Raw genomic sequence first — 21,720 nt, forward strand, 5'->3', positions numbered from 1 at the left:
AAGCGCCAGCCACCGCGACGCTTCCCGCAACCGGCTGAATCGATGCGTATTAACCTGCCTACCTGGCTTACCCTTTTCCGTGTGCTGCTTCTGCCGGTCATGGTGGTCGTCTTCTACCTGCCGTTCCGTGGCGCCAGCCTCGTCGCGGCCATGGTGTTCGTGCTGGCCGGTTTCACCGACTGGCTTGACGGCTACCTGGCCCGCCGCCTCGACATGACGTCGGCCTTCGGCGCCTTCCTAGACCCGGTGGCCGACAAGCTCATGGTCGCCGTGACGCTGTTCCTGCTGGTGCAGTCGGCCCCCACGGGCTGGCCGGGCATCCTGTTGGCCGTCACCGCCGCGGTCATCGTGGGGCGCGAGATCAGCGTCTCGGCGCTACGTGAGTGGATGGCCGAGATCGGCGCCCGCTCGAAGGTCAAGGTGGCCTTCCTCGGCAAGCTGAAGACCATGATGCAGATGGTGGCGCTGGTGGTGCTCCTGCTCCAGCACGACGCCGAGACGCTGCGCCTGTACCACATCGGCGAGGCCCTGCTGGTCATCGCGGGCATCCTTACGATCTGGTCCGGCCTCGACTACCTGCGCGCCGCATGGCCTGCATTACGCGGTGACAAAAACAGTTGACACATCGCCCCAGTTCCCTAAAATAGCCGGACTACGACGCGGGAATAGCTCAGTTGGTAGAGCACGACCTTGCCAAGGTCGGGGTCGCGAGTTCGAGTCTCGTTTCCCGCTCCAGGATTCCACAAAGCCTCGGGTAACCGAGGTTTTGTTTTTTAAGCGCCATGCGGCTACTCTCCGCGTGCGCAAGCGATGGCCGGGTGGCAGAGTGGTCATGCAGCGGACTGCAAATCCGCGTACGCCGGTTCGATTCCGACCTCGGCCTCCATCGCATTCCAAAGGCGCAACGCTCACGCGGTGCGCCTTTTTTCTTTTCAGCCCGGATGGCGAAATCGGTAGACGCAAGGGACTTAAAATCCCTCATCCGTAAGGGTATGTGGGTTCGAGTCCCACTCCGGGCACCACCTGTCTATCGCATCGCTCGTGGGCTTCAGGAACGACCAATTGCGAGATAAACGGTAAGCGCTATACCTAGCACCACAAACGCCGCAATCGGCCAAAAGACGCGAATCGCTTTCGCTCTTCCTTCGTGCTTGACGGTATCAAGGAAGAAGAACACGTAGAAGACAATGAGAATCGCGACCTCGAGGCCCGAGTTCCATGCGATGCACCAGGACGAGCGGCATGCACTAAACCGCGCGAGCGCGCAGGCTCCCATCGCGAGAAGCCCCGAATCGTCCATGGTCCGTTCTCCCTTCCCCTGATAAGTAATCCTAGGCGAATTCCTACAGACGCCGCTAGCCGACTGGGTGCAGAATGCCGTCGCGCCCACTACCGGATGCCGACATGCGCCTGATGACCGCCGTGGTTCTTCTGCTCTGCACCGCTCTCACCGGGTGCATCACCCCGCATACCTGGGCGGACGACCGGCCCACGACGGGCGTGCAGGGGCCCAAGCCGTTTTGCTCGTCCGGCTCGAATGGCAAGACGGCTAATTGCGCGGCGACCATCGGAGTGAATGCCGCGATCCAGGCCGCCCAAAAGAACTGACGTCCCGCCCGGATCGTGGCCCTCATCGTGCGGGTGCCGGAACCATTCCAATGGTTTCCATCCACGTTTCCGCCAGCTCCGTCCAGCGCGTAATCGGGTTAGCGGTTTTTCGAACCCCGAAGGCGTGGCCGCCTTTTGCATACAGGTGCATTTCGACCGGCACATTCGCCTTCTGCAGCGCCAGGTAGTAGGTGAGTGATTCACGGATATCGTCCGTGGCGTCGTCCTCAGCCTGCGCAATGAAAGTCGGCGGCCCACGGGGATCGATTTTCACTTCGCGGGTCAGCATGATGCCGGGTTCCGTCCACAGGTGGCCCGGATAAAGCGCCATGGCGAAGTCGGGGCGGCTACTCTGGCGATCGGCCGCGTCGATGGGCTTGTAGGTGCGCTTCGTTGTATTGCTGATGTCGGCCACCATCCGGCCGCCCGCCGAGAAACCCACCACGCCAATCCGGTGCGGATCGATACCGAGCGTTGAAGCGCGTTCGCGCAACAAGCCCATCGCACGCTGCGCATCCTGCAAGGCCATCGGCTCGCTTGGGGTGCGTCGGCAGTTGCACTCGTTGTTCCAATAAGGACCCGAGCCCGGCACGCGATACTTCAACACAACGCACGTGATGCCTTTCGCCGTAAGCCAGTCGCAGATCTCGGTACCCTCGAGGTCGATGGCGAGGACGCGATAGCCACCGCCGGGGAAGACCAGCATGGCAGCACCGGTGTTCTTTCCCCTGGCCGGAAAGATGCTCATGGTCGGCCGGGAGACATGCTCGATCATCGTGATGGGCTTGCCGGCAATGGACCCCGTGCCCTGTCCATACACCTCGTCACCCGGGTAAGCGGGGGCGGCGATGTGGAGTTCCTTGGGCCAGAGCAGTATCTGCTCAGCCGGTGCCTCGGGCTGCCAGGGCTTGTTCTGCGGGTTCACCAGCGGCTCGGAGCCGGTGGTGGCTGCCCATGCAGCAACGGGCATCAGCAAGGCGGCCAGCAGGCCGATCCATCGTGCAGTGGTCATGTCGCCTCTCCCTACGGCGAAGGTTGAAGGGTCAGTCTGATGCCCAGTGCGGGCATTCTCATGGCTAAGGCATGGCTCGGGTGCGCTATGCATAGGATGTGCGCGGGCTAGGGTCGGCTAAAGCCCATCTGAACGGCAGAGTTTTGTAGGCCTTCGCCTACAGAATCGCGTGAAGGCGCCGTCTATGATCCTCGCGCCTTCACAAGGAACGGGGATTCCAATAAATGACGAAGTACGTAACGGCGACGCTTGCCTTGGTGGCCGCCCTTGGCTTTTCGGTGGCCCACGCGGACGGGCAGGGCGCGTTCGTCCAGGCGGATGCCGGACATGCCTCGACGCATCACACGGGCACGACCTGGGGCGTGAGCGGCGGCTACCGGTGGACGGCAGCCCAGTCGCTGTACGTGGGTGTTGAGGGCGGCTACCAGGACCTCGGAACCAGCAAGTTCCACACCGTGGCCGGCCCGACGTCCCTTACGGATATCACCGGCCCGCACACCATCACTGCCGATACGCATGGCCGCAATGGCGCAAAGGCAGCGACGCTCGGATTGAATGCGCGGTGGGACTTCTCCGACCGCACCTACGCGGTGATTCGTGGCGGCATCGCCCGTTACCGGAATCGAGCACGCTTTCACAACACCAGCATCATCGACGATAACCCGCCGGTCAGCTCCACCTACGGCTACACGTTGTACGACACGCGCTGGTACGCCGGGGCCGGCTTTGGATTCGACTTCACCCCGAAGCTCAGCCTTCAGTTCACGTATGACCACTACCCGCAGCACTATTCGGTGTACGGATACCACTTCACGCAAAACACGGATGTGTGGGGCACTGGCGTCGAGTTCCGTTTTTAACGGTTGACGCTAAGCGATGAGCTCCCGGTGATCCGGCGCGTCCTGCGCCGGATCACCGACAACCGGGATCACCGTGGTCACCGGCACGCGGGTCAGGAGCCGCCTGGGCAACGCCGGCGGCAAGTTGCATGGCCGGTCCAGCCATCCACGCCGCACGCCGAACGCATGCTCCACGCCGCGGGCGAACATCGACGGCACATCGGCGCCGAGCGGCATGCGCGTCAGCTTGCGTGCGGTAACGATGTTTCCGAGAGCGTTAGCCTGCGCCTGGGGCGTGTCAAAGCCAGCAAGTTCGAGGACAGAAAGGATCAGGGAGAGGTTATTTCGGCGAATGCGCTGGCGGATCATTTAACGGCTACGTGAGGGGAGCCGGCTTTATACCGAAGCGGGAGGGCCGGGTAATGCCGCAACGGTATGAAAGTTCGGCACAACGTGAAGGCCGTTCGTAAATTGTCGCGAAATAGAAACAATCTGTGCCGGTATAAGGAAAAACAATGCGTTACGTCACTCGACGTGGCTAAAGCCCGGGCAAACCGTGCCGTTAACGTCTAGGAATTTTTCCTAGGGCAGTACGGGCAGCATGACAATCAGGTGGCGCATCATTTTGACCATGGCGGCGGCATTGCTGGCCGCCATCGTTATCGGGACAACCGGGCTCTACGCGCTGGACCAGACCCAGGCGGGGCTGGAGGGCATGTATCGCACGTCGCTCATGCCTATCGTCGACGTCAGCGAGGTGCGTGCCGCCCTGATGGATCAGCGCAATGCGGCCAACCGCGCGATCGTTCGCGGTACGCCCGAGGCGCTTGCGGACGCGAAGCAGGCCATCGCCAAGGCCCAGGTGCGCCTGACCACATCCTGGGCGGCGTACTACCCGGCCCTTGTCACCAGCGAAGAAGAGCGCACGGCCGCGAAGGCTTTCGTTGCCGCGCGCGAACGTTCCGACGATCGCCTGGCGGCCCTGGTCGGCAAGCTCGAGCATGGCGACAAGGATGCCGTGCCGTTGCTGATCAAGGACGTCGGCCCGGCGATGGATGAAGCGACGGCACAGATCTCGCAGATCATCACGGTCAATGAGCAGCAGGCCGACCAGGACTACAAGGCCGCCGCCGCCCGTGAGCACCGCACGGTGTACGTCACGCTTGGCGTGCTGCTGGCGTCGGCACTCCTCGTAGCGGTGCTTGGTTTCCTGCTGGCACGCGCCGTGATGCGGCCGTTGCTGCGTGCCCGTGATCTCGCGGCGCGCATCAGCCAGGGTGAACTGAACCACCATCTGCAGGTGGACGGCAGTGACGAACTGAGTGAAACGCTGCGTGCGCTTGGCACGATGGATGAGCAGCTCACCCGCATCGTCAGCCAGGTGCGCAGCAACGCGCAGCAGGTGACGTATGCCGCGCGCGATATCTCCGCCGGAACGGATGACCTCTCCAGCCGTACGCAGGAGCAGGCTTCATCGCTCGAAGAAACCGCCGCCTCGATGGAAGAAATGACGGCGACGGTTCGCGAGAACTCCGAGGGCGCCGACATGGCCCGTGACCTGACGACCACGTTGCACGGCGACGCGGTGTCCGGCCAGACGGTCGCGCAGGAGGCCGTCGTGGCGATGGCCGAAATCACTCGCAGCAGCCGTAGTGTCGGCGAAATCGCGGTACTGATCGACGAAATCGCCTTCCAGACCAACCTGCTGGCGCTCAATGCCGCCGTCGAAGCCGCCCGCGCCGGTGAACAGGGCAGGGGTTTCGCCGTGGTGGCCAGTGAAGTCCGTTCGCTGGCGCAGCGCAGTGCCACGGCGGCGCGTGACATCAAGAAGCTGATCGCCGATGCGTCCGAACGCGTGGAAACGGGCGCCGTGCTGGTCGGCCGCACGGGTGAAGCGCTCGCGCTGATCGGCTCCGGGGCGACCCGTGTGTCCGGCATCGTCGGCAATATCGCGGCCGCGTCGCTTCAGCAGTCGGCCGGCATCGAGCAGGTAAACGGTGCCGTGACGGCGCTGGACGAAGTCACCCAGCAGAACGCAGCGCTGGTGGAAGAGGCCAGCGCGGCGAGCAAGCAGATGCTCGAGCTGTCCGAAGAACTGATGCGCCAGGTGGCGTTCTTCAGCATCGCCGGCGAAGAGCCCGCCGATACCGCGCGGCCTTCGCGAAGCGAGCCCGTGGCGCCGGCTGCGCCGGTGATCATTGCCCGGCCGCCTCGCCAGGCAGTGGCCCAGGACGAGCTCTGGACCGAGTTCTGACCCCACGCGCCGGAACCTGCGAACGGGCAGGTTCCGGCGGTTGCAGGTGCAACCACCTTGCCACGCCGCGGGCTGGCTAATACCGTGTGGACGTCCCGATAAGGAGCGACCCACCTTGAAGCCGGTGTCAGCACGCAACCTGCACAGCCAGGTAGTCCAGCAGCTGGGCCAGCTGATCGTGGGTGGCAAACTGGCGCCAGGCGAGGGTTTGCCGCGTGAGGACATCCTTGCGGAAAAGCTCAATGTAAGCCGCACTGCGCTGCGCGAGGCCATGAAGGTCCTCGTGGCCAAGGGCCTGATCGAATCGCGCCAGCGCACGGGTGCCCGCGTCCGCGAGGCGGTCCACTGGAAGCAGCTGGACCAGGATGTGCTGGCGTGGCGTTGCGCGCTCATGCCCACGGACGATTTCGTCGACAAGCTCGTGGAAATGCGTGAACTCATCGAGCCCGGCGCCGCGGCAGCGGCGGCGAAACGGCGCACCACCGCGCAGCTGGCGGCGCTCAAGGGCGCCTATGCCGCCATGGAAGCAGCGGAAGACCTGGACGCCTGGGCCGAGGCGGACCTCATGTTCCACGAAACCATGCTGCAGGCCACGAACAACGAGCTGATGGTGTCGCTGTTCACCGTGATCGAGACCGCGCTGGGCCAGTACTTCCTGTTGTCGGCGAGCAAGGCCGTCGACTTCAAGGCCGCGCTTCCACAGCACGAAAAAGTGCTGGATGCGATTCGCCACAAGCAGCCCGAGGTGGCGCGCGCAGCCATGTTCTCGATGGTGGATGCGTCGCGACGGAACATCCAGCGCCGTCGCTAGACCCCGTGCCGTGAGGCGATGCTGCGCCGCAGCTTGCCGACATATAATTATAAAATACTACAATTGCCCTATCGCGCCGTGGGGAGGCGCTTCGTGGGGTAGCGGCATGCGCTGGAATGTCCCGGGGTCACCCTGACGTGCTCTCACTGGCCAACGACCGGTTGAGCCTTACCCTGCTGCCCGAGGTCGGCGGCGGTGTGGCGCGGTTTGACTGGCGGGGCAGCGGGGGCACCGTGGCGCTGATGCGCCCGTGCGACCACGTGCCACTGTCCGCCACGGGCGAGCACGAACCGAACGGGCTGGCGTGTTATCCGCTGGTGCCATGGAGCAACCGCATCACCGCGGGCGGCTTCGAGCACGCTGGCACGCGCGTGGGCTTGGCGCAGAACCGGGTCGACGACGACTATCCCATCCACGGCACGGGCTGGCAGCGCGCCTGGGACGTCGAGCGGCACGATGCACAGGAAGCCGCGCTGGTGCTCCACGACGTGGTCGACGGTGCCTATGACTACCGCGCGCGCCTGGTGTACCGCCTCGACGGCGAGACGCTCAGCGTGCAGCTCGCAGTGACCAACCACGGCCAGGCTCCGCTGCCGTTCGGGCTGGGCCTGCACCCTTTCTTTTCCCTCCACGGTAGCGTGCACCTGCACGCCCCGGCAGGCGCGGTGTGGCGCAATGACGAGCGGAACCTCATACCGCTCGCCCGCGACTCGGTGCCGCCGGCGTGGGATTTTTCTTCTGGTAAAGCCCTCCCCGCGGGTGGGCTCAACAACGCCTTCCAGGGCTGGAACGGTGTCGCGCGGATCACCTGGCCGAAGGCCGGGCTGCGCATGGACATCGCCGCCGACGTGGATACGTACGTGCTCTACGTGCCCGAGGGCGAGACGTTTTTCTGCTTTGAGCCCGTCGACCATCCGGTGAACGCGGTGCACCTCCCCGGTGGCCCCGTCGCGAATGGCATGACGGTGCTGGCGCCGGGTGAGGTCCTGGCGCGATCGTTCGCATTCCGCGTTTCTGAAGAGGGGCAAGCCTGTTGAACCCGTTCGCTACGACTGCTCGACTCACGCTCGCGTTGACCGCAGCGCTGGCCACGCCACTGGCCGCCGCGCCGGCGCCGCGCGATGCGACGCCCCGCTACGATGCCTCCACCCATGTGTTCCGGATCGATGCGGACAAGGTCACGTATGCCATGGGCGTGGACCCTGACGGCCGCCTGCAGACGCTGTACTGGGGCGCGCGCCTCGCGAAGGACGATCCCCTCGGCCCCGCCACGCCGGCACCGGAGCGCTCGTCGTTCGATCCCAAGGGAGCCCTGTCGCGCCAGGAATACGCCGGCTGGGGCGGCAATATCACCGCCATGCCCGCGCTGAAGGTGCGCTTCGACGACGGCAACCGCGACCTCATCCTGCGCTACGAGAGCTACCGCATCGACCACGGCGCGCTGGTGGTCGTGATGCGCGATGCGCAGGCCGGTGTCGATGTCAGCTTGCGCTACAGCGCGGATGAAGCCACCGGGATCATCGGGCGCTCCGCGCACATCGAGAACACCGGCAAGCAAGCCCTGACGATCGACAGCGCGGCGGCGGCGACGTGGAGCCTGCCGTCCGGCAGCGATTACTCGCTGCGCTACCTCACGGGCACCTGGGCCGGTGAGTGGCATCTGCAGACGCGCGCCATCACGCCCGGCGCGACGGTGCTGGAAAGCCGTCGCGGTTCCACGAGCGACGAGAACAATCCCTGGTTCGCGATCAACCGCGGTGGGCAGTGGGGCGAGACGCATGGCGATGTCTGGTTTGGCGCGCTGGCGTGGAGCGGCTCGTGGAGCATCCGCGTGGACGAGGACATCCTCGGCCAGGTGCGCGTCACGGGTGGCTTCAACCCGTTCGATTTCGCCTATCGGCTGAAGCCGGGCGAAGCGCTGGACACGCCGGTGTTCTACGGTGGTTACACGGGTGATGGCATGGGCGAAGCCTCGCGCCTGCTGCATCGCTTCGAGCGCGGCCGCATCCTGCCGGGCGGCGAGAGCGCGAAGCTCCGTCCCGTGCTCTACAACTCGTGGGAAGCCACGGAATTCAAGGTGGACGAAGCGGGCCAGGAGTCGCTGGCCGAGAAGGCCGCGGCGCTGGGTGTCGAGCGTTTCGTCGTTGACGATGGCTGGTTTGGCGCGCGCAACAACGACCACGCCGGCCTGGGTGACTGGACCGTCAATCGCACCAAGTTCCCCAACGGCCTGAAGCCGCTGATCGACAAGGTGCATGGGCTGGGCATGAGTTTCGGCTTGTGGGTCGAGCCCGAGATGGTCAATCGCGACAGCGACCTGTATCGCGCGCATCCGGATTGGGTACTCAACTTCACCGACCGCCAGCGCAGCGAAGGCCGCAACCAGCTGGTGCTCAACCTCGCGCGCGAGGACGTGAAGGCGCACCTGTTCGAGGTACTCGACCGCCTGGTCAGCGAGAACGACATCCAGTTCCTTAAGTGGGATTACAACCGCAACTGGTCCGAGCCGGGCTGGCCGCAGATGGCGCCGGAAGAGCAGCAAAAGGTCTACGTGACCTATGTGCGCAACCTCTACAACATCCTGCGCCGCCTGCGCGAAAAGCATCCGGGCCTTGAGATTGAATCGTGCTCGGGTGGCGGTGCGCGCGTGGACCTTGGCGTGATGGCGCTGACGGACGAGGTCTGGCCCTCGGACAACACGGATCCGTCGGATCGTCTCTCGATCCAGGACGGCTTCAGCCAGGCGTATGCGCCCGCCACCATGATGGCGTGGGTCACCGGTTCGCCGCACTGGGCCAACAAGCGCGCGACCTCGCTGGATTTCCGCTTCCTCTCGTCCATGCAGGGTGGCCTCGGCATCGGCGCGAACCTCCTTGAATGGACTGACGCGGACAAGGCGACGGCACGTCAGTACATCGCCGCCTACAAAACCATTCGTGCCACGGTGCAGCGCGGTGCGCTTTACCGCCTGCTTTCGCCGCAGGATCGCGCCCCGTGGTCGGCCACCTCGTCGGTCTCGGCGGATCGTCGCCAGGCCGTGTTGTTCGCCTTCCAGCGCGAAGGCCAGGAGGCGAGGGCGTATCCGACGCTGCGCCTGCAAGGCCTTGATCCCGATGCGCGCTACGGCATGCGCTTCATCCACGGCAGCGCGGCGCCCGGCACACCCGAGGTGGCGAGTGGCGCGTACTGGATGGAACACGGCATCGACCTGCTGATCAAGGGCGACTTCGACGCCGCAGGCGTGGTGTTCGACAAGCGCTAGGTATTCCCCCCGCAAGGAGTCGCGCCGTGCCTGTACGTCATGTTCCGACCTTGTCCCGCCTCGTCCTGGCCTGTGGCTTGACCGCCCTGGCCAGCACTGCCACCGCCCAGGTCAATGGGGTGGCGCACCGGCCCTACCTGGGCTGGAGCAGCTTCAGCCAGCAAACGCTCGATCCCGCGTTCCTTACCCAGGCCAACATGCTCAAGCAGTCCGACGCGCTGGCCGCGTCGGGCCTGCAAGCGCATGGTTACACGTACATCAACCTCGATTCGGGGTGGATGGGTGGCTTCGATGCGAATGGCCGGCCCATCCCCGATGCCACGACGTTCCCTGACATCAAGGCCCTGATCGATCACATCCACGCCAACGGACAGAAGGCCGGCATCTACTGGATTCCCGGCGTGGAAGAGCCCGCGGTGCAGGCGAATTCGCCGATCCTCGGCAGCGATCAACATATCCAGGACATCCTCGCGTTGCCGCATCGCGCCGGCAACGCGTTCGGCGGGCCCGGTGAATCGCCGTACCACTACAAGATCGATTTCTCGAAGGCTGGCGCGCAGGCGTACATGGATTCCGTCGTCGCGCTGTTCGCGTCGTGGGGCGTGGATTTCATCAAGCTCGATGGCGTGACCCCCGGCTCGTATAGCGATGACCTCAGCATCGATAACCGCGAAGACGTCGTGGCGTGGTCCAGGGCCATCGCGAAGAGCGGACGGCCGATGTGGTTCACCGTCTCCTGGCAGCTCGACAAGGATCACAACGACATCTGGTCGACATGGGCCAATGCGCGACGCATCGACGACGACGTGGAGTGCGAGGGCCGCTGCGCCACGCTGACCAACTGGCCGCGCATCGAGAAGCGCTTTCGCGACCTGCCTTCATGGCAGGACGCCGCAGGCCCGACCAAGGGCTGGAACGATCTCGATACGCTGGATATCACCGACGGGGAACTCGACGGCCTCAGCCTCGACGAGAAGCGCTCGGCGATGACGATCTGGTCGATGGCCAATGCGCCGCTGTACCTCGGCGGCGACCTGACCAAGCTCGATCCGGAGGGGCTGCGCATCGCCACCAACGACGAGGTGCTCGCCGTGGATCAGTCGGGCCATCCGGCGCGCCAGCTCGTCGGTGGCGATCACCAGGTCTGGGTGAGCGATCTGGGTGATGGCCGCTACTACGTCGCGCTGTTCAACATGAATGCGGCGCCGGCCACGGTGAGCGTGCCCTGGCGCTTGCTGGGGATCCCCGGTGCGCTGCGCGTGCGCGACCTGTGGACGCACAAGGAACTGGGCCCGTCCGTGGCCCGTCACGATGTGCTGCTGCCAGCTCACGCCACGCAGTTGCTGCTGGTCCAGCGGTTACCCGGCCAGGTGCTGGCGCCACCTTCGAAAGCCTATGAGGCCGAAGCGGCGACGCTGGCGGGCACCGCGCAGGTCTTCGCGTGCAACGGCTGCTCCGGCGGCAGCAAGGTCGGCGGTCTTGGCCTGGGCACGAGCAACACGGTGAGCTTCAATGAGGTGACCGTGCCGCGTGATGGCGTGTACCTGATGCAGGTGGATTCGCTCACGCTGGGCCTGCGTTCCTACCTCTACCGCGTGAACGATGGCCCGTACCACACGTTCAACTCCGGTGGCGGCAGTTTCCAGCTGCCCTCGTCGAGCGCGTTACCGATATGCCTGCATGCGGGCACGAACCGCATCCGCTTTGGCAATGACGTGAGCTATCCGCCCGACCTGGACCGCATCGTCATTCGCGATGGCATGGGGCTGCCGGCACCGTCGGTGGATGTGTACGAAGCCGAGGCCGCCACACTGGGTGGCACGGTGACGGCGGGTTTCAGCAACTACTTCTCGGGCCTGGCGAAGGCCGGCAATATCGGTGGCGGCGCGGCGAATGCGGTCACCTTCAACCAGGTCACCGTGCCGCGGGCCGGGGTGTACCAGCTGGAGATTGACTACGCGACCAAGGGCCCGCGTTCGCTGGTGATGACCGTGAACGGCGGGAATGCGCGGCAGCTGGATCTCGATGGCAGCAGCTTTGACGATCCCGTCGCCCGCGTGGTCGATGTGACGCTCCAGGCGGGAAACAATACGGTGGTGCTCGGCAATCCCTCGGGATTCGGCCCCGACCTCGACCGCATCGTCGTGAGTGCCCGCTCAGGCGCGCCTGTCACCGGCTGCCCCTGAGTGCGTGGAAGCCCGTGCCGCACGCCGGCACGGGCTTCGCGCTGCGTCACACCAGCATGCCGCCGGATACCTCGATACGCTGGGCATTCACCCAGCCGTTGTCGTCGGAGAGCAGCGACGCGATCATCGGGCCGATATCGTCGGGAAGACCGACGCGGCCAAGCGCCGTGATCTCGGCGACGCGCCGGTTGACGTCCGGATTATCGCGAACCATGCCACCGCTGAAGTCGGTGGCGACGGCGCCGGGCGCCACGCAATTGGCCGTGATCCCGCGGGCGCCGAACTCCTTGGCGAAGTAGCGCGTCAGCACTTCGATCGCGCCCTTCATCGCGGCATACGGTGCGCTGCCCGGCATCGCCACGCGCGTCAGCCCGCTGGAGACGTTGATGATGCGGCCGCCGTCATTCATCAGCGGCAGGAGTTTCTGGGTGAGGAAGAACACGCCCTTGAAATGCACGTTGTACAACGCATCCACCTGCGCTTCGCTGGTGTCCGCGATCGGCGTGTGGTGCGACGTGCCGGCGTTGTTCACGAGATAGTCGAAGCGTTCGGCGCCAAGCGTGGCGAGGGCAGGGCGAAGCTGTTCGACGAAGGCATCGAACGACCCCGCGTTGCCGACATCCAGGGGCAGGGCGATCGCGCGGGCACCTTCCGCGGCGACAGCGTCGACCGTGTTGCGTGCTTCCGCTTCATTCGAGACGTAAGTGAAGATGCTATCCACGCCACGACGGGCGAGATGGACGACGGTGTTGCGGCCGAGGCCGCGGCTGCCACCGGTCACGATGGCGAGGCGGCGCGGGGGAGTCAGTGGGGTGGACATGGCAAGTGCTCCAGGGGGAAGGGACGCTGGCAAAGGTAGGGCGCCCGGCGCCTTGGGCGAATGCCGGAAGCCAGCGCCTTCTTGCCTGATCCTGCTCGCGTCGGCCCGCTGGCGGCGTAGGCTGGGTACCATCGGGGTGACCCCTTTGCGAGGCGTTTCCCATGCCGCAGGCCCTTGTCGACATCGTCCGCCGCTATACGGACACGCACCCCGGCGAGAACCCGTGGATGACCGCCATCGACGGCGTGGGCATCCTGCGCTCGGACCTTCCGCGGAATGCGGCGCCCCTGCTGTTCCAGCCGTGTCTGTGCGTGGTGGCGCAGGGCAGCAAGCTGAGCACCTTTGGCAACCGCCGGTATGAGTACGGTGCGGGGCAGGCCCTGGTGGTCAGCGTGGAAATGCCCGCGTTCAGTCGTGTCGCCGCGGCCAGCCCGGAGGAGCCCTTCCTCGGCGTGGTTATCGGCCTGGATCCGAAGCTGATGACCGAGGTGATGGAGACGGTACCGACGTCGGTGCATGTATCAGCGCATGTCCCGCGGGGTGTGTTCGTCACCGATTACGACGGCCCGCTGGCGGATTGCGTGGTGCGCCTGCTGCGCCTGCTGGATACGCCCGATGCCATTCCGTTCGTCGCGCCGCTGGTGCTGCGCGAGATTGCCTATTGGTTGCTGACCGGGCCGCATGCCGCGGACGTGGCGAAGGTGGCCCTGGCCGACAGCCGTACCCATCGCGTGCTGAGCGCGGTGCAGGCGTTGCGCGTTCATTTTGCCGAGGCCATCCGGATCGACGAGCTCGCGGCGATTGCCCAGCTCAGTCCCTCGGCCTTCCATCGCCAGTTCAAGGCGCTCACCTCGCTGACGCCGGTGCAGTTCCAGAAGCAACTCCGCCTCCACGAGGCCCGCTTGCTGCTTGCAACCGGCACCGTGAATGCGGAGACGGCCGCCTGGCGCGTCGGCTACGAGAGCGCATCGCAGTTCAGCCGGGAATACGCCCGCCTGTTTGGTGCCCCGCCACGGCGAGACATCGCGGCCCTGCGCGACACATTGCCGGGATGACCGCATCCGTGTGACGCTGCTGCGTACCACCACGCAGGAAAGCGTCCATGGTCAGTCGTCGTGAGTTCCTCCAGGCCGTGCCGATCGGTGCCTTGTCCCTGGCCGCCGCAGCCCATCCGCTGGCGCTGGCGGCCGCGCCCGCCCCCGCCGAGAAGCCCCTCGCCGTCGAGAAGATCGTGGCACTGGTGGGCGACGATGTGCCGGTGCGCTCCATGTATCTTCCGCAGCGGCTCGAAGCGGCGATCGCCGGGAATGCCGAGGTAGGCGACCTCTACCTGCATGACGGCGCCGTGGGCGCGCTGGAGAAACGCTTCGCTGAGTTGCTTGGCAAGGAGGATGCCGCCTTCATGCCGACGGGCACGATGGCCAACCAGATAGCCGTCCGTATCCTCTGCGGCGATCGCCGTCATTTGCTGCTGCAGAAGGAGAGCCACGTCTACCGTGACGAGGAAGACGCGACGCCCGTGCTCAGCGGCATCAATCCGGTACCGATCGACGGTGGAACCAGCGAGGCCCTCGTGGCTTCCGTGCAGGCGGCCTTCAACCAGCGCTCGAAGGATCCGTATCCGATGGAGGTGGGTGCCATTTCGCTGGAAAGCCCGGTGCGCCGCCTGGATGGGTCCACCACCGCCCTCGATACCATCCTGCGTATCGCCGACATCGCGAAGAAGAACGGCACCGGCATGCATCTGGATGGCGCGCGGCTGTTGTTGATGTCAGGGATGGAAGGGTTTGATCCGAAAACCTACGCGGTGCCGTTCGATACGGTCTACGTGTCGTTGTACAAGTACCTGGGCGCGCCGTTCGGCGCGATCCTCGCGGGCGACAAGGCGCGCATCGACCGCGCGCGGCATGTGCGCCACATCTTTGGCGGCACGATCTTCCGCGGCTATCCGGCTGCCGCCCTGGCCTTGCATGGCCTGGACCATTTCGGCGAGCGGTTCGCACGCGTGCGTGCGGCGGGTGAGGCCTTGCTGGCGAAACTCGCGGGCATGCCCGGTATCCGCATCGAACGCGTGGATCGTGGGAGCAATATCGCCATCGCCATCCTTGATGCCAAGGTGGCCGATGGCTTGCGCGAGCGCGCACGGAGCGCGGACATCGTCGTCGGCAAGCCGGACAACGGGCGTCTGCACCTCACGTTCAACGAGACATTGCTGCGCAAGCCCACCGCTACCATTGCTAAAGTGTTCGCTGCGGATGGTGTGGGGTAGTCGTGGGTTATTTACTGGTCTTCATCGGCGGTGGCCTGGGCTCCGTGATCCGCTACGCGCTAAGCGTGCTCGGCATGCGCCTGCTGGGGCAGGGCTTTCCCTGGGCCACTTTGTTCATCAACATCCTGGGTTCGGCGATGATGGGCGCGCTGACCGGTTGGCTGGTGGTGCAGGGCAGCGCGCCGGCGTCGCTTCGCCTCTTCGTCGCCACGGGCCTGCTCGGCGGCTTCACCACGTTCTCGACGTTCTCGCTGGAAACCGTGCTGCTGTACGAGCGCGGCCAGCTCGGCCTGGCCGTGGCCTACGTGGCCGCCTCCGTCGTGATCGGGGTAGGGGCGCTGGTGCTGGCCATGAAACTGGCCCGCGGCATGGCGTAAACGGGGGCTTGACCATCGGCTCGCAATCCCTATAATGGCCGGCTCACGACGCGGGAATAGCTCAGTTGGTAGAGCACGACCTTGCCAAGGTCGGGGTCGCGAGTTCGAGTCTCGTTTCCCGCTCCAGTTTTCGACAAAGCCCTGGCCTTGCGCCGGGGCTTTGTTTTTGCGCCCGGAGCCGGTCACGCCTGCGAAGGGTGCCTAGCCGCCGGCTTCACATCGACCCAATGCGAGCGCGGCGACGCTGGCCCCATCGGCATACGATGGGGAGAGGGGTCATGGGTACGGCGCAGACGACCAGCCACGCAAGCACCATTGGCGCCATGGCGGCCGGCAAGTTGCTGGCGAAGGCGACGGGCGGGCATTTATGGCCCACCATCCTCATTCTTGCGGCCGTGGTGCTGGTACAGCGTGGCATCGCCGCCCGTACGGCACGAAAGCACGCCGCGATGGCGACGCTTCCGGGCGCAGAGTGAGAAGGGTCTCAGGTTAGATCAGTGAAGCGAGCGACCCGACCGCTTGTCCGGCGTGGTCAGCGCAGCGCTGGCCTGGGTGGTTAGCAAAGGTGTCACGATCGCGAGCCATCCTTCCGCAAAAGCCCTGATATCAGGCGGGCGGCGCGCCGGCGCGTAGCGCGCCATCGCCTCGCAGAGGGCTACCGCGAGCACGCTCGGCTCGGGATGGGTCGAAATCGCGGCTTCCAGTGCGGACTCAAGCGCGGCAAGCTTGCCGAGCAGGTATGTACGATCATCCATGATGCTTCCTATGCCTACATGCTTTCGCGCCGGACGATGACACGAACATCAGGTGGTGTCACCTCACATCAGGCGGCAAGAGCCGCTACAGCAGGAAGAGGGCGCGCCCGATGATAGGGCTGCGCTGGTTGTCTCGCCTGCACATCTGGCATTGTATGCATCCGCAGGCCGCGCGCAGTGGGCGCGCAAAGAAGTACTGTCGGCCCAGGGAGGGCAATGAATGATTAGTGTTGTTTTGGTCGACGACCATGAACTGGTCAGGACCGGCTTCCGGATGATCCTGCAACAGCAGGCTGACTTCCGGATCAGGGGAGAGGCGGGCACCGCGGAGGAGGGCCTGCGCCTCATCCGTGCGCAGTCGCCGGATATCGCGCTGGTGGACGTGCACATGCCGGGAATGAGCGGCGTGGAACTCACGGAGCGCGTGATCAGAGCCAAGTTACGCACGAACATCGTGATACTCACGGTGGTGGATGACGCACGCTTTCCCAAGCGCCTGCTCGATGCCGGCGCGCTCGGTTACCTGACCAAGGGGTGTTCGGCGGACGAGTTGCTGACCGCCGTCCGTTCCGTGGCGGGTGGGCGTCGCTACCTCGCGCCTACCGTGGCGCAGCAGCTGGCCCTGGCGACGCTGGATGGCTCGGAGTCACCGTTCGATTCACTTTCCACCCGCGAAATGGAAGTGTCCATGATGCTGGTGCGCGGCATGCCGCTCACCTCCATCGGTGAGCGCCTGAACCTGAGTCCGAAAACGGTATCTACCTACAAGCAGCGCCTCATGGAGAAGCTGCACGTGGACCATGTGGTCGGGCTGGCCCACCTCATGACCGTCCACGGCCTGCTGGACACCCACAACCACCAGGTGGGTAACTAGTCGGCAACGGATTCAGGTTCCAGGGGTGCTAAACGAAACGGGGAGGCCATTGGCCTCCCCGTTTCGTTGTGCTTACTGCTGGCCTTCCTGCGGCTCGTGACGCGGTCGCGTCAGCAAGTCACCCTGGGCGGGCGGCGTCCAGGCCGGCTGGTCCGGCGTCGCGGCCGGCGTGTGCGAGACGTTAGATACGTTCGACGCTTCCGGCGACTTCGGCGTGACCGGCTCTGCCGGGGCCGTCGCCACGGGTGCCGGCGTAGGCGCGACGGCCGGGGTCGGGGCCGGTGTAGGGGCCGGCGCCGGTGCGGGCTTTACCGCCTCGACGACGGGCGTGGCGGCGACGGCCGGCTTCTCAGCCTCAACCTCAACCTCTGCCTTGGCGTCGACGGTTTCGTCGGCCGTGACAGTCACCGGCGTCGGCGTTGCTACTGGCGCAGCAGCAACCGGGGCGACCGGGGCAACCACGTCAGCTTCCGGCAGCAGGCCACGGGCCGGCGCGTCGAGCACCGATTCCACCGGGGCGGCGACCTGCGCCTTGGGCGCTTCCACGTCGGGCTCGGCGGCGGCCGGGACCGGGGTGTGCGACGACTCGACGGGTGCGGTCTTCAGCGGGGCATCCGATTCCGTCTGGCGACGCTCGCTGGTGCGAACCTCGACCGAGTCGGCCGGGATGACCGCTTCATGCGCCACCACCGCGACGGCAGCCGTGGCGGCCGTACCCGGGACGGGCGGCAGCTTGGGCAGCGACGGCAGGGTAAGGGCCGAGGGCACGTGCTCATCGTCGCCGGGTTCGGCAGGACGCGTCGCTTCGGTGCGCGGCGGCTCGATCGCCACGGCATTCGCCGCGGCTTCCGGGGTATCGAGGATCGGCGGCACGCTGTCGCTGTCGCGACCGGTACCGACGTCGTCATCACCGTCTTCATCATCCAGATCGTTGCCATCGACGGCACCGGCCTGCGTACCGTCTTCCTGGCGACGACGGCGACGGCCACCACGACGACCGCGGCGGCGGCGCTGGCCACCTTCGCCGGCGTCACGGGTGCCATCGGCGGCGCCATCGGTGGTGTCGCCAGCGGCGGCGACCTCACCCTCGACCAGCGGAAGCTCGGCAGCCGTGGTCAGCAGCGTCTCGTCGACCACCGCCGCGGCGACCGGCGCGGCCACCTTGTCGGCTGGCGCGCGGGACGGCTGTGCCTGGGCATTGGCGGCCTTGTCGATCTTCTCGGCCTTCTCCACCTTCTCGCCCTGCGGCTGGCGCTCGTTGCGCGGCTGCTGCTGGCGGCGGTTCTCGTTCGGCTGGGCCTTGTCCTGGTCCTGGCGCGGCTGGCGGCCGCCCTGGGCCTGGCCGTCCTTCTGGCGGCCCTTGTCATCGGCCTGGCGCGGCTGCTGCTGGCCCTTTTCCTGGCGGGCCTTCGGCTGCTGCTGGGCCTGGCGGCCCTGCTGGGTGTTGTCCTTGTCCTTGCGCTGGCCCTGGCCCTGGCGCGACTCGCCCTTGCCACGACCTTCGCCGCGGCGCTCGTCGCGGCGGTTGCCGTTGCGCTCGCTGCGATCGTTAGGGCCACCCGGGCGCGATTCCTCGCGACGGGCGGGCGCCGGAGCGGCCGCCGCCGGTGCCGGCTGGGCGCCGCCACCGAACAGGCTGCTGAACAGGCGCGAGAAGAAGCCACCGGTCGGTGCTGCCGGAGCAGCCGGTGCACGTGCCGCGCGGGCAGGGGCCTCGACGGCTTCCGGCTCTTCGTCACGGATGGGGGCGGGCGAGGACGGGACCACGCCGGTCACCAGCGGCTGTTCGCCACTGCCCGGAACCTGGCCCATCTTCGGCAGCGCCGTGGCGACCACCGGGGTGGTGCGCTCGTAGCTCGGCTTGCTGTGCTCGCCCATGTCCGCTTCGCGGATGCGGGAGATCTCAAGGTGCGGGGTTTCCAGCTTGTCGTCAGCGACGATCACCACGTGCACGCTGTGGCGCAGTTCGATCTCGACGACGCTGGCACGCTTCTCGTTGAGCAGGAAGTTGGCGACCGCGGGCGGCGCCTGCACCAGGACCTGCCCGGTGTTTTCCTTCATCGCGTGCTCTTCGATCAGGCGCAGGGTGGACAGCGCGAGCGATTCGACGCTGCGGATGTGGCCATGGCCTTCGCAGCGCGGGCAAACGATCTGGGTGGCTTCGCCGAGGCTGGGGCGCAGGCGCTGGCGCGACATCTCGAGCAGGCCGAAGCGGCTGATGCGGCCGATCTGGACGCGGGCGCGGTCCGCCTTGAGGGCGTCCTTCAGGCGCTCTTCCACCTCGCGCTGGTGGCGCGGGCTGTCCATGTCGATGAAGTCGATGACGATCAGGCCGCCGGCGTCGCGGATGCGCAGCTGGCGGGCGATTTCGGTCGCCGCTTCCAGGTTCGTGTTGAACGCCGTCTCTTCGATGTCGCTGCCCTTGGTGGCCTTCGACGAGTTGATGTCGACGGCGGTCAGGGCTTCGGTCTGGTCGATAACGATGGAACCGCCCGAGGGAAGGCGGACATTGCGCTCGAAGATCGATTCAATCTGGGTTTCGATCTGGTAGCGCGAGAACAGCGGGGTCGGATCCTGGTACAGCTTCAGCTTGCGCAGGTTGTTCGGCATCACCTGCTGGACGAAATCGCGGGCGTCCTTGAACAGCGACTCCTCGTCGATGAGGATTTCGCCGATATCGTTACGCAGGTAATCGCGCAGGGCGCGGATGAACAGTTTCGATTCCTGGTAGATCAGGAACGGGGCCTTCTGCGAGTTGGCAGCGCCCGAAATCGACTTCCACAGCTGGAGCAGGTAGTCGAGATCCCACTGGAGCTCTTCGGCATCGCGGCCCATGCCGGCGGTGCGCACGATCAGGCCCATGTCGTCGGGCACCGAGAGGTGCTCCATCGCTTCCTTCAGGGCCTGGCGGTCTTCGCCCTCGATGCGACGCGAAACACCACCCGCACGCGGGTTGTTCGGCATCAGCACCATGTAGCGGCCGGCAAGGCTGATAAACGTGGTGAGGGCGGCGCCCTTGTTACCGCGTTCTTCCTTTTCGACCTGGACGATGATCTCCTGGCCTTCTTTCAGGAGCTCGCGGATGTTCGACTTACCTTCCGCATTCGGATTGAAGTAATCGCGGGAGATTTCCTTCAGCGGCAGGAAGCCGTGGCGTTCGGCGCCGTAATCGACGAAGCAGGCTTCGAGGGACGGTTCGACGCGGGTGATGCGGCCTTTGTAAATATTGGCCTTTTTCTGTTCCCGGGACGGGATTTCGATGTCGAGGTCGTAGAGATTCTGTCCGTCGACGATGGCCACGCGCAACTCTTCGCGCTGAGTCGCGTTGATCAACATACGCTTCATTGTAGTTTCCTCGGCCCTGCCGCGCGGCCGCGCGCCGCGGTGGCGCCAATGGGGCGGCCTGCCGGGGATCGCGCCGCTGCGGTTAGGCTTTAAGCGGCTTGGTATCCGGGGCCGATGCCTGGTCCCGGCGTGATTCGTTAATAAGCGCCTTGCAACCGGCCCGTTCCTTACAGATAACCGGACAACTGCAACCCGAACCGCTACGATATAGGGTGTCTTTCGCCTCCCAACCCCTCGGATGGGATGGCGCGACACTCGCCTTACGCGACGGAACCGGCACCCCGCTACGGATTAAGTCTTAAGCGGAGCCTGGCGCTCAGCGAGTATCCTATCAATTTCGAGTTTTATCAATGCAGACGGTAACTTCCCTCGACGGCGGCCAAGGTGTGCGGCTGGTCGAAATCGGCCCCGAGAGGGACGGCCAGCGCGTGGATAACGCCCTGATCACCCTGTGCAAGGGCATTCCCCGCAGCCTGGTCTACCGGATCCTGAGAACGGGCCAGGTGCGTATTAATGGCAAGCGCGCCAAGCCGGATACCCGGCTGGTGGCCGGGGATATGTTGCGCATCCCGCCGATGCGCATCGCAGAGCGGGATGAGACCGTCGCACCGGCCGGGATGGTCAAGTCCGTGGTCGATGCCGTCATTTTCGAGGACAAACACTTCCTCGTTATCGACAAACCCGTCGGCATTGCCGCCCATGGCGGCAGCGGCGTCAGCCACGGGGCCATCGAGCTGCTCCGTGCCGCGCGCCCCAACGAACACCTGGAACTGGTCCACCGGCTGGACCGCGACACCAGCGGCGTCCTCGTCCTGGCCAAGAGCCGCTCCGGCCTGACCGGCCTGCAGGCTCTGATCCGCGAGAACCAGGTGGTGAAGCAGTACCTCTGCCTGATGACCGGCACCCCGCGGAAGGCGAAGTTCGACGTGAACGCGCCGCTGCTCAAGTCCGTGATGCACGGCGGTGAGCGCATGGTGCGGGTCGACGATGCCGGCAAGCCCTCGCTGACCTTCTTCCAGGAAGTGGAGCAGTACCCGGGCTGCCGCCTCATGCTCGCCACCCTCGGGACCGGCCGCACGCACCAGATCCGCGTGCATGCCCAGTACGCCGGCCATCCGCTCGCGGGTGACCCGAAGTACGGCGACGAGGAGGCCAACAAGCGTCTGCGCGCCAAGGGCCTGAAGCGGATGTTCCTGCACGCCACCCGGATGAGCTTCGACCTGGATGGCCGGAACTACGACTTTTCCGTGCCGTTGCCCGACGATCTCAAGGCGTTCCTCGACAATCTGCGCAGCTAAGCCATTTCCG

20 protein-coding genes and 4 tRNA genes are annotated in these 21,720 nt (G+C 65.7%); 18 read left to right on the plus strand and 6 right to left on the minus strand.

Going from position 1 to position 21,720, the window contains the following annotated elements; translation table 11 throughout:
- The first annotated feature begins 42 nt into the window (after positions 1-42).
- The 4 genes from pgsA to FIV34_RS07055 all read left to right on the plus strand — a co-directional run bounded on the left by pgsA (position 43) and on the right by FIV34_RS07055 (position 1,022).
- Positions 43-621, plus strand: coding sequence for a CDP-diacylglycerol--glycerol-3-phosphate 3-phosphatidyltransferase (gene pgsA, locus FIV34_RS07040; RefSeq protein WP_139981013.1), 579 nt, complete (start codon positions 43-45; stop codon positions 619-621).
- A 38-nt stretch (positions 622-659) separates the two neighbouring features.
- A tRNA-Gly gene (locus FIV34_RS07045) sits at positions 660-735 on the plus strand.
- A gap of 77 nt (positions 736-812) precedes the next feature.
- Positions 813-886 (plus strand) — tRNA-Cys (locus FIV34_RS07050).
- A gap of 49 nt (positions 887-935) precedes the next feature.
- A tRNA-Leu gene (locus FIV34_RS07055) sits at positions 936-1,022 on the plus strand.
- Between the two features lie 26 nt (positions 1,023-1,048).
- Here the strand turns inward: FIV34_RS07055 and FIV34_RS07060 are convergent.
- Complete coding sequence (locus tag FIV34_RS07060) at positions 1,049-1,300, minus strand: hypothetical protein (RefSeq protein WP_139981015.1); 252 nt, start codon at positions 1,298-1,300, stop codon at positions 1,049-1,051.
- A 104-nt stretch (positions 1,301-1,404) separates the two neighbouring features.
- On the opposite strand from FIV34_RS07060, the gene FIV34_RS07065 reads away from it, so the two are divergent.
- On the plus strand, positions 1,405-1,608 hold the full coding sequence (locus FIV34_RS07065; RefSeq protein WP_139981017.1) for a hypothetical protein: 204 nt from the start codon (positions 1,405-1,407) through the stop codon (positions 1,606-1,608).
- Between the two features lie 22 nt (positions 1,609-1,630).
- Here the strand turns inward: FIV34_RS07065 and FIV34_RS07070 are convergent, their stop codons facing one another.
- The gene (locus FIV34_RS07070) at positions 1,631-2,620 is read right to left on the minus strand and encodes an alpha/beta hydrolase (RefSeq protein WP_139981019.1); all 990 of its coding nucleotides are present in this window, start codon (positions 2,618-2,620) and stop codon (positions 1,631-1,633) included.
- A gap of 224 nt (positions 2,621-2,844) precedes the next feature.
- Between FIV34_RS07070 and FIV34_RS07075 the strand changes: the two genes are divergently transcribed.
- On the plus strand, positions 2,845-3,480 hold the full coding sequence (locus tag FIV34_RS07075; protein WP_139981021.1) for an outer membrane protein: 636 nt from the start codon (positions 2,845-2,847) through the stop codon (positions 3,478-3,480).
- 9 nt (positions 3,481-3,489) lie between these two features.
- Here FIV34_RS07075 and FIV34_RS07080 read toward each other — a convergent pair whose 3' ends face one another.
- Positions 3,490-3,828: a hypothetical protein gene (locus FIV34_RS07080; protein WP_139981023.1), complete on the minus strand. Its 339-nt coding sequence runs from the start codon at positions 3,826-3,828 to the stop codon at positions 3,490-3,492.
- Between the two features lie 232 nt (positions 3,829-4,060).
- Between FIV34_RS07080 and FIV34_RS07085 the strand changes: the two genes are divergently transcribed.
- The 5 genes from FIV34_RS07085 to FIV34_RS07105 all read left to right on the plus strand — a co-directional run bounded on the left by FIV34_RS07085 (position 4,061) and on the right by FIV34_RS07105 (position 11,972).
- Positions 4,061-5,713, plus strand: coding sequence for a methyl-accepting chemotaxis protein (locus tag FIV34_RS07085; RefSeq protein ID WP_139981025.1), 1,653 nt, complete (start codon positions 4,061-4,063; stop codon positions 5,711-5,713).
- Positions 5,714-5,837: 124 nt separating this feature from the next.
- Complete coding sequence (locus FIV34_RS07090) at positions 5,838-6,524, plus strand: FadR/GntR family transcriptional regulator (RefSeq protein WP_246058812.1); 687 nt, start codon at positions 5,838-5,840, stop codon at positions 6,522-6,524.
- Positions 6,525-6,640: 116 nt separating this feature from the next.
- The gene (locus tag FIV34_RS07095; protein WP_139981029.1) at positions 6,641-7,561 is read left to right on the plus strand and encodes an aldose 1-epimerase; all 921 of its coding nucleotides are present in this window, start codon (positions 6,641-6,643) and stop codon (positions 7,559-7,561) included.
- A complete protein-coding gene (locus tag FIV34_RS07100; protein ID WP_246058773.1) occupies positions 7,558-9,786 on the plus strand; it encodes an alpha-galactosidase in 2,229 nt (742 codons plus the stop codon). The genes FIV34_RS07095 and FIV34_RS07100 overlap by 4 nt, the downstream gene beginning before the upstream one ends.
- Before the next feature lie 50 nt (positions 9,787-9,836).
- Positions 9,837-11,972, plus strand: coding sequence for an alpha-galactosidase D (locus FIV34_RS07105; RefSeq protein WP_211352721.1), 2,136 nt, complete (start codon positions 9,837-9,839; stop codon positions 11,970-11,972).
- Between the two features lie 46 nt (positions 11,973-12,018).
- Here the strand turns inward: FIV34_RS07105 and FIV34_RS07110 are convergent, their stop codons facing one another.
- Complete coding sequence (locus FIV34_RS07110) at positions 12,019-12,792, minus strand: SDR family NAD(P)-dependent oxidoreductase (RefSeq protein WP_139981034.1); 774 nt, start codon at positions 12,790-12,792, stop codon at positions 12,019-12,021.
- 161 nt (positions 12,793-12,953) lie between these two features.
- On the opposite strand from FIV34_RS07110, the gene FIV34_RS07115 reads away from it, so the two are divergent.
- The 5 genes from FIV34_RS07115 (at position 12,954) to FIV34_RS07135 (ending at position 15,914) form a co-directional block, all read left to right on the plus strand.
- Positions 12,954-13,847, plus strand: coding sequence for an AraC family transcriptional regulator (locus FIV34_RS07115; RefSeq protein WP_139981035.1), 894 nt, complete (start codon positions 12,954-12,956; stop codon positions 13,845-13,847).
- A 47-nt stretch (positions 13,848-13,894) separates the two neighbouring features.
- The gene (locus tag FIV34_RS07120; RefSeq protein ID WP_139981037.1) at positions 13,895-15,061 is read left to right on the plus strand and encodes a threonine aldolase family protein; all 1,167 of its coding nucleotides are present in this window, start codon (positions 13,895-13,897) and stop codon (positions 15,059-15,061) included.
- A 2-nt stretch (positions 15,062-15,063) separates the two neighbouring features.
- Positions 15,064-15,438 carry a fluoride efflux transporter CrcB gene (gene crcB / locus FIV34_RS07125; RefSeq protein WP_139981039.1) on the plus strand — a complete coding sequence of 125 codons (375 nt, stop codon included), beginning with the start codon at positions 15,064-15,066 and terminating at the stop codon, positions 15,436-15,438.
- A gap of 50 nt (positions 15,439-15,488) precedes the next feature.
- A tRNA-Gly gene (locus FIV34_RS07130) sits at positions 15,489-15,564 on the plus strand.
- A gap of 152 nt (positions 15,565-15,716) precedes the next feature.
- Positions 15,717-15,914 (plus strand): hypothetical protein, encoded by a 198-nt coding sequence (locus FIV34_RS07135; protein ID WP_139981042.1) that lies wholly within the window; start codon positions 15,717-15,719, stop codon positions 15,912-15,914.
- An 18-nt stretch (positions 15,915-15,932) separates the two neighbouring features.
- Here FIV34_RS07135 and FIV34_RS07140 read toward each other — a convergent pair whose 3' ends face one another.
- Positions 15,933-16,193: a hypothetical protein gene (locus FIV34_RS07140; RefSeq protein ID WP_139981044.1), complete on the minus strand. Its 261-nt coding sequence runs from the start codon at positions 16,191-16,193 to the stop codon at positions 15,933-15,935.
- A 220-nt stretch (positions 16,194-16,413) separates the two neighbouring features.
- On the opposite strand from FIV34_RS07140, the gene FIV34_RS07145 reads away from it, so the two are divergent.
- Entirely contained in the window at positions 16,414-17,067 is a 654-nt protein-coding gene (locus FIV34_RS07145) for a response regulator (RefSeq protein ID WP_139981046.1), read from the plus strand.
- A gap of 72 nt (positions 17,068-17,139) precedes the next feature.
- Here the strand turns inward: FIV34_RS07145 and rne are convergent, their stop codons facing one another.
- On the minus strand, positions 17,140-20,412 hold the full coding sequence (rne, locus tag FIV34_RS07150) for a ribonuclease E (protein ID WP_139981048.1): 3,273 nt from the start codon (positions 20,410-20,412) through the stop codon (positions 17,140-17,142).
- A gap of 350 nt (positions 20,413-20,762) precedes the next feature.
- Between rne and FIV34_RS07155 the strand changes: the two genes are divergently transcribed.
- Entirely contained in the window at positions 20,763-21,710 is a 948-nt protein-coding gene (locus FIV34_RS07155) for an RluA family pseudouridine synthase (RefSeq protein WP_139981050.1), read from the plus strand.
- Positions 21,711-21,720 lie beyond the last annotated feature (10 nt).

Origin of the sequence: Luteibacter pinisoli, assembly GCF_006385595.1 — a bacterium.
In the GTDB taxonomy this organism is placed as follows: Bacteria; Pseudomonadota; Gammaproteobacteria; order Xanthomonadales; family Rhodanobacteraceae; genus Luteibacter; species Luteibacter pinisoli.

What these genes read in the sequence shown, in the direction of transcription:
- pgsA (WP_139981013.1), top strand. Translation starts at nt 43, where the DNA reads ATGCGTATTAACCTGCCTACCTGGCTTACCCTTTTCCGTGTGCTGCTT.
- FIV34_RS07060 (WP_139981015.1), bottom strand. Translation starts at nt 1,300, where the DNA reads ATGGACGATTCGGGGCTTCTCGCGATGGGAGCCTGCGCGCTCGCGCGG.
- FIV34_RS07065 (WP_139981017.1), top strand. Translation starts at nt 1,405, where the DNA reads ATGCGCCTGATGACCGCCGTGGTTCTTCTGCTCTGCACCGCTCTCACC.
- FIV34_RS07070 (WP_139981019.1), bottom strand. Translation starts at nt 2,620, where the DNA reads ATGACCACTGCACGATGGATCGGCCTGCTGGCCGCCTTGCTGATGCCC.
- FIV34_RS07075 (WP_139981021.1), top strand. Translation starts at nt 2,845, where the DNA reads ATGACGAAGTACGTAACGGCGACGCTTGCCTTGGTGGCCGCCCTTGGC.
- FIV34_RS07080 (WP_139981023.1), bottom strand. Translation starts at nt 3,828, where the DNA reads ATGATCCGCCAGCGCATTCGCCGAAATAACCTCTCCCTGATCCTTTCT.
- FIV34_RS07085 (WP_139981025.1), top strand. Translation starts at nt 4,061, where the DNA reads ATGACAATCAGGTGGCGCATCATTTTGACCATGGCGGCGGCATTGCTG.
- FIV34_RS07095 (WP_139981029.1), top strand. Translation starts at nt 6,641, where the DNA reads ATGTCCCGGGGTCACCCTGACGTGCTCTCACTGGCCAACGACCGGTTG.
- FIV34_RS07110 (WP_139981034.1), bottom strand. Translation starts at nt 12,792, where the DNA reads ATGTCCACCCCACTGACTCCCCCGCGCCGCCTCGCCATCGTGACCGGT.
- FIV34_RS07115 (WP_139981035.1), top strand. Translation starts at nt 12,954, where the DNA reads ATGCCGCAGGCCCTTGTCGACATCGTCCGCCGCTATACGGACACGCAC.
- FIV34_RS07120 (WP_139981037.1), top strand. Translation starts at nt 13,895, where the DNA reads ATGGTCAGTCGTCGTGAGTTCCTCCAGGCCGTGCCGATCGGTGCCTTG.
- FIV34_RS07135 (WP_139981042.1), top strand. Translation starts at nt 15,717, where the DNA reads ATGGGTACGGCGCAGACGACCAGCCACGCAAGCACCATTGGCGCCATG.
- FIV34_RS07140 (WP_139981044.1), bottom strand. Translation starts at nt 16,193, where the DNA reads ATGGATGATCGTACATACCTGCTCGGCAAGCTTGCCGCGCTTGAGTCC.
- FIV34_RS07145 (WP_139981046.1), top strand. Translation starts at nt 16,414, where the DNA reads ATGATTAGTGTTGTTTTGGTCGACGACCATGAACTGGTCAGGACCGGC.
- rne (WP_139981048.1), bottom strand. Translation starts at nt 20,412, where the DNA reads ATGAAGCGTATGTTGATCAACGCGACTCAGCGCGAAGAGTTGCGCGTG.
- FIV34_RS07155 (WP_139981050.1), top strand. Translation starts at nt 20,763, where the DNA reads ATGCAGACGGTAACTTCCCTCGACGGCGGCCAAGGTGTGCGGCTGGTC.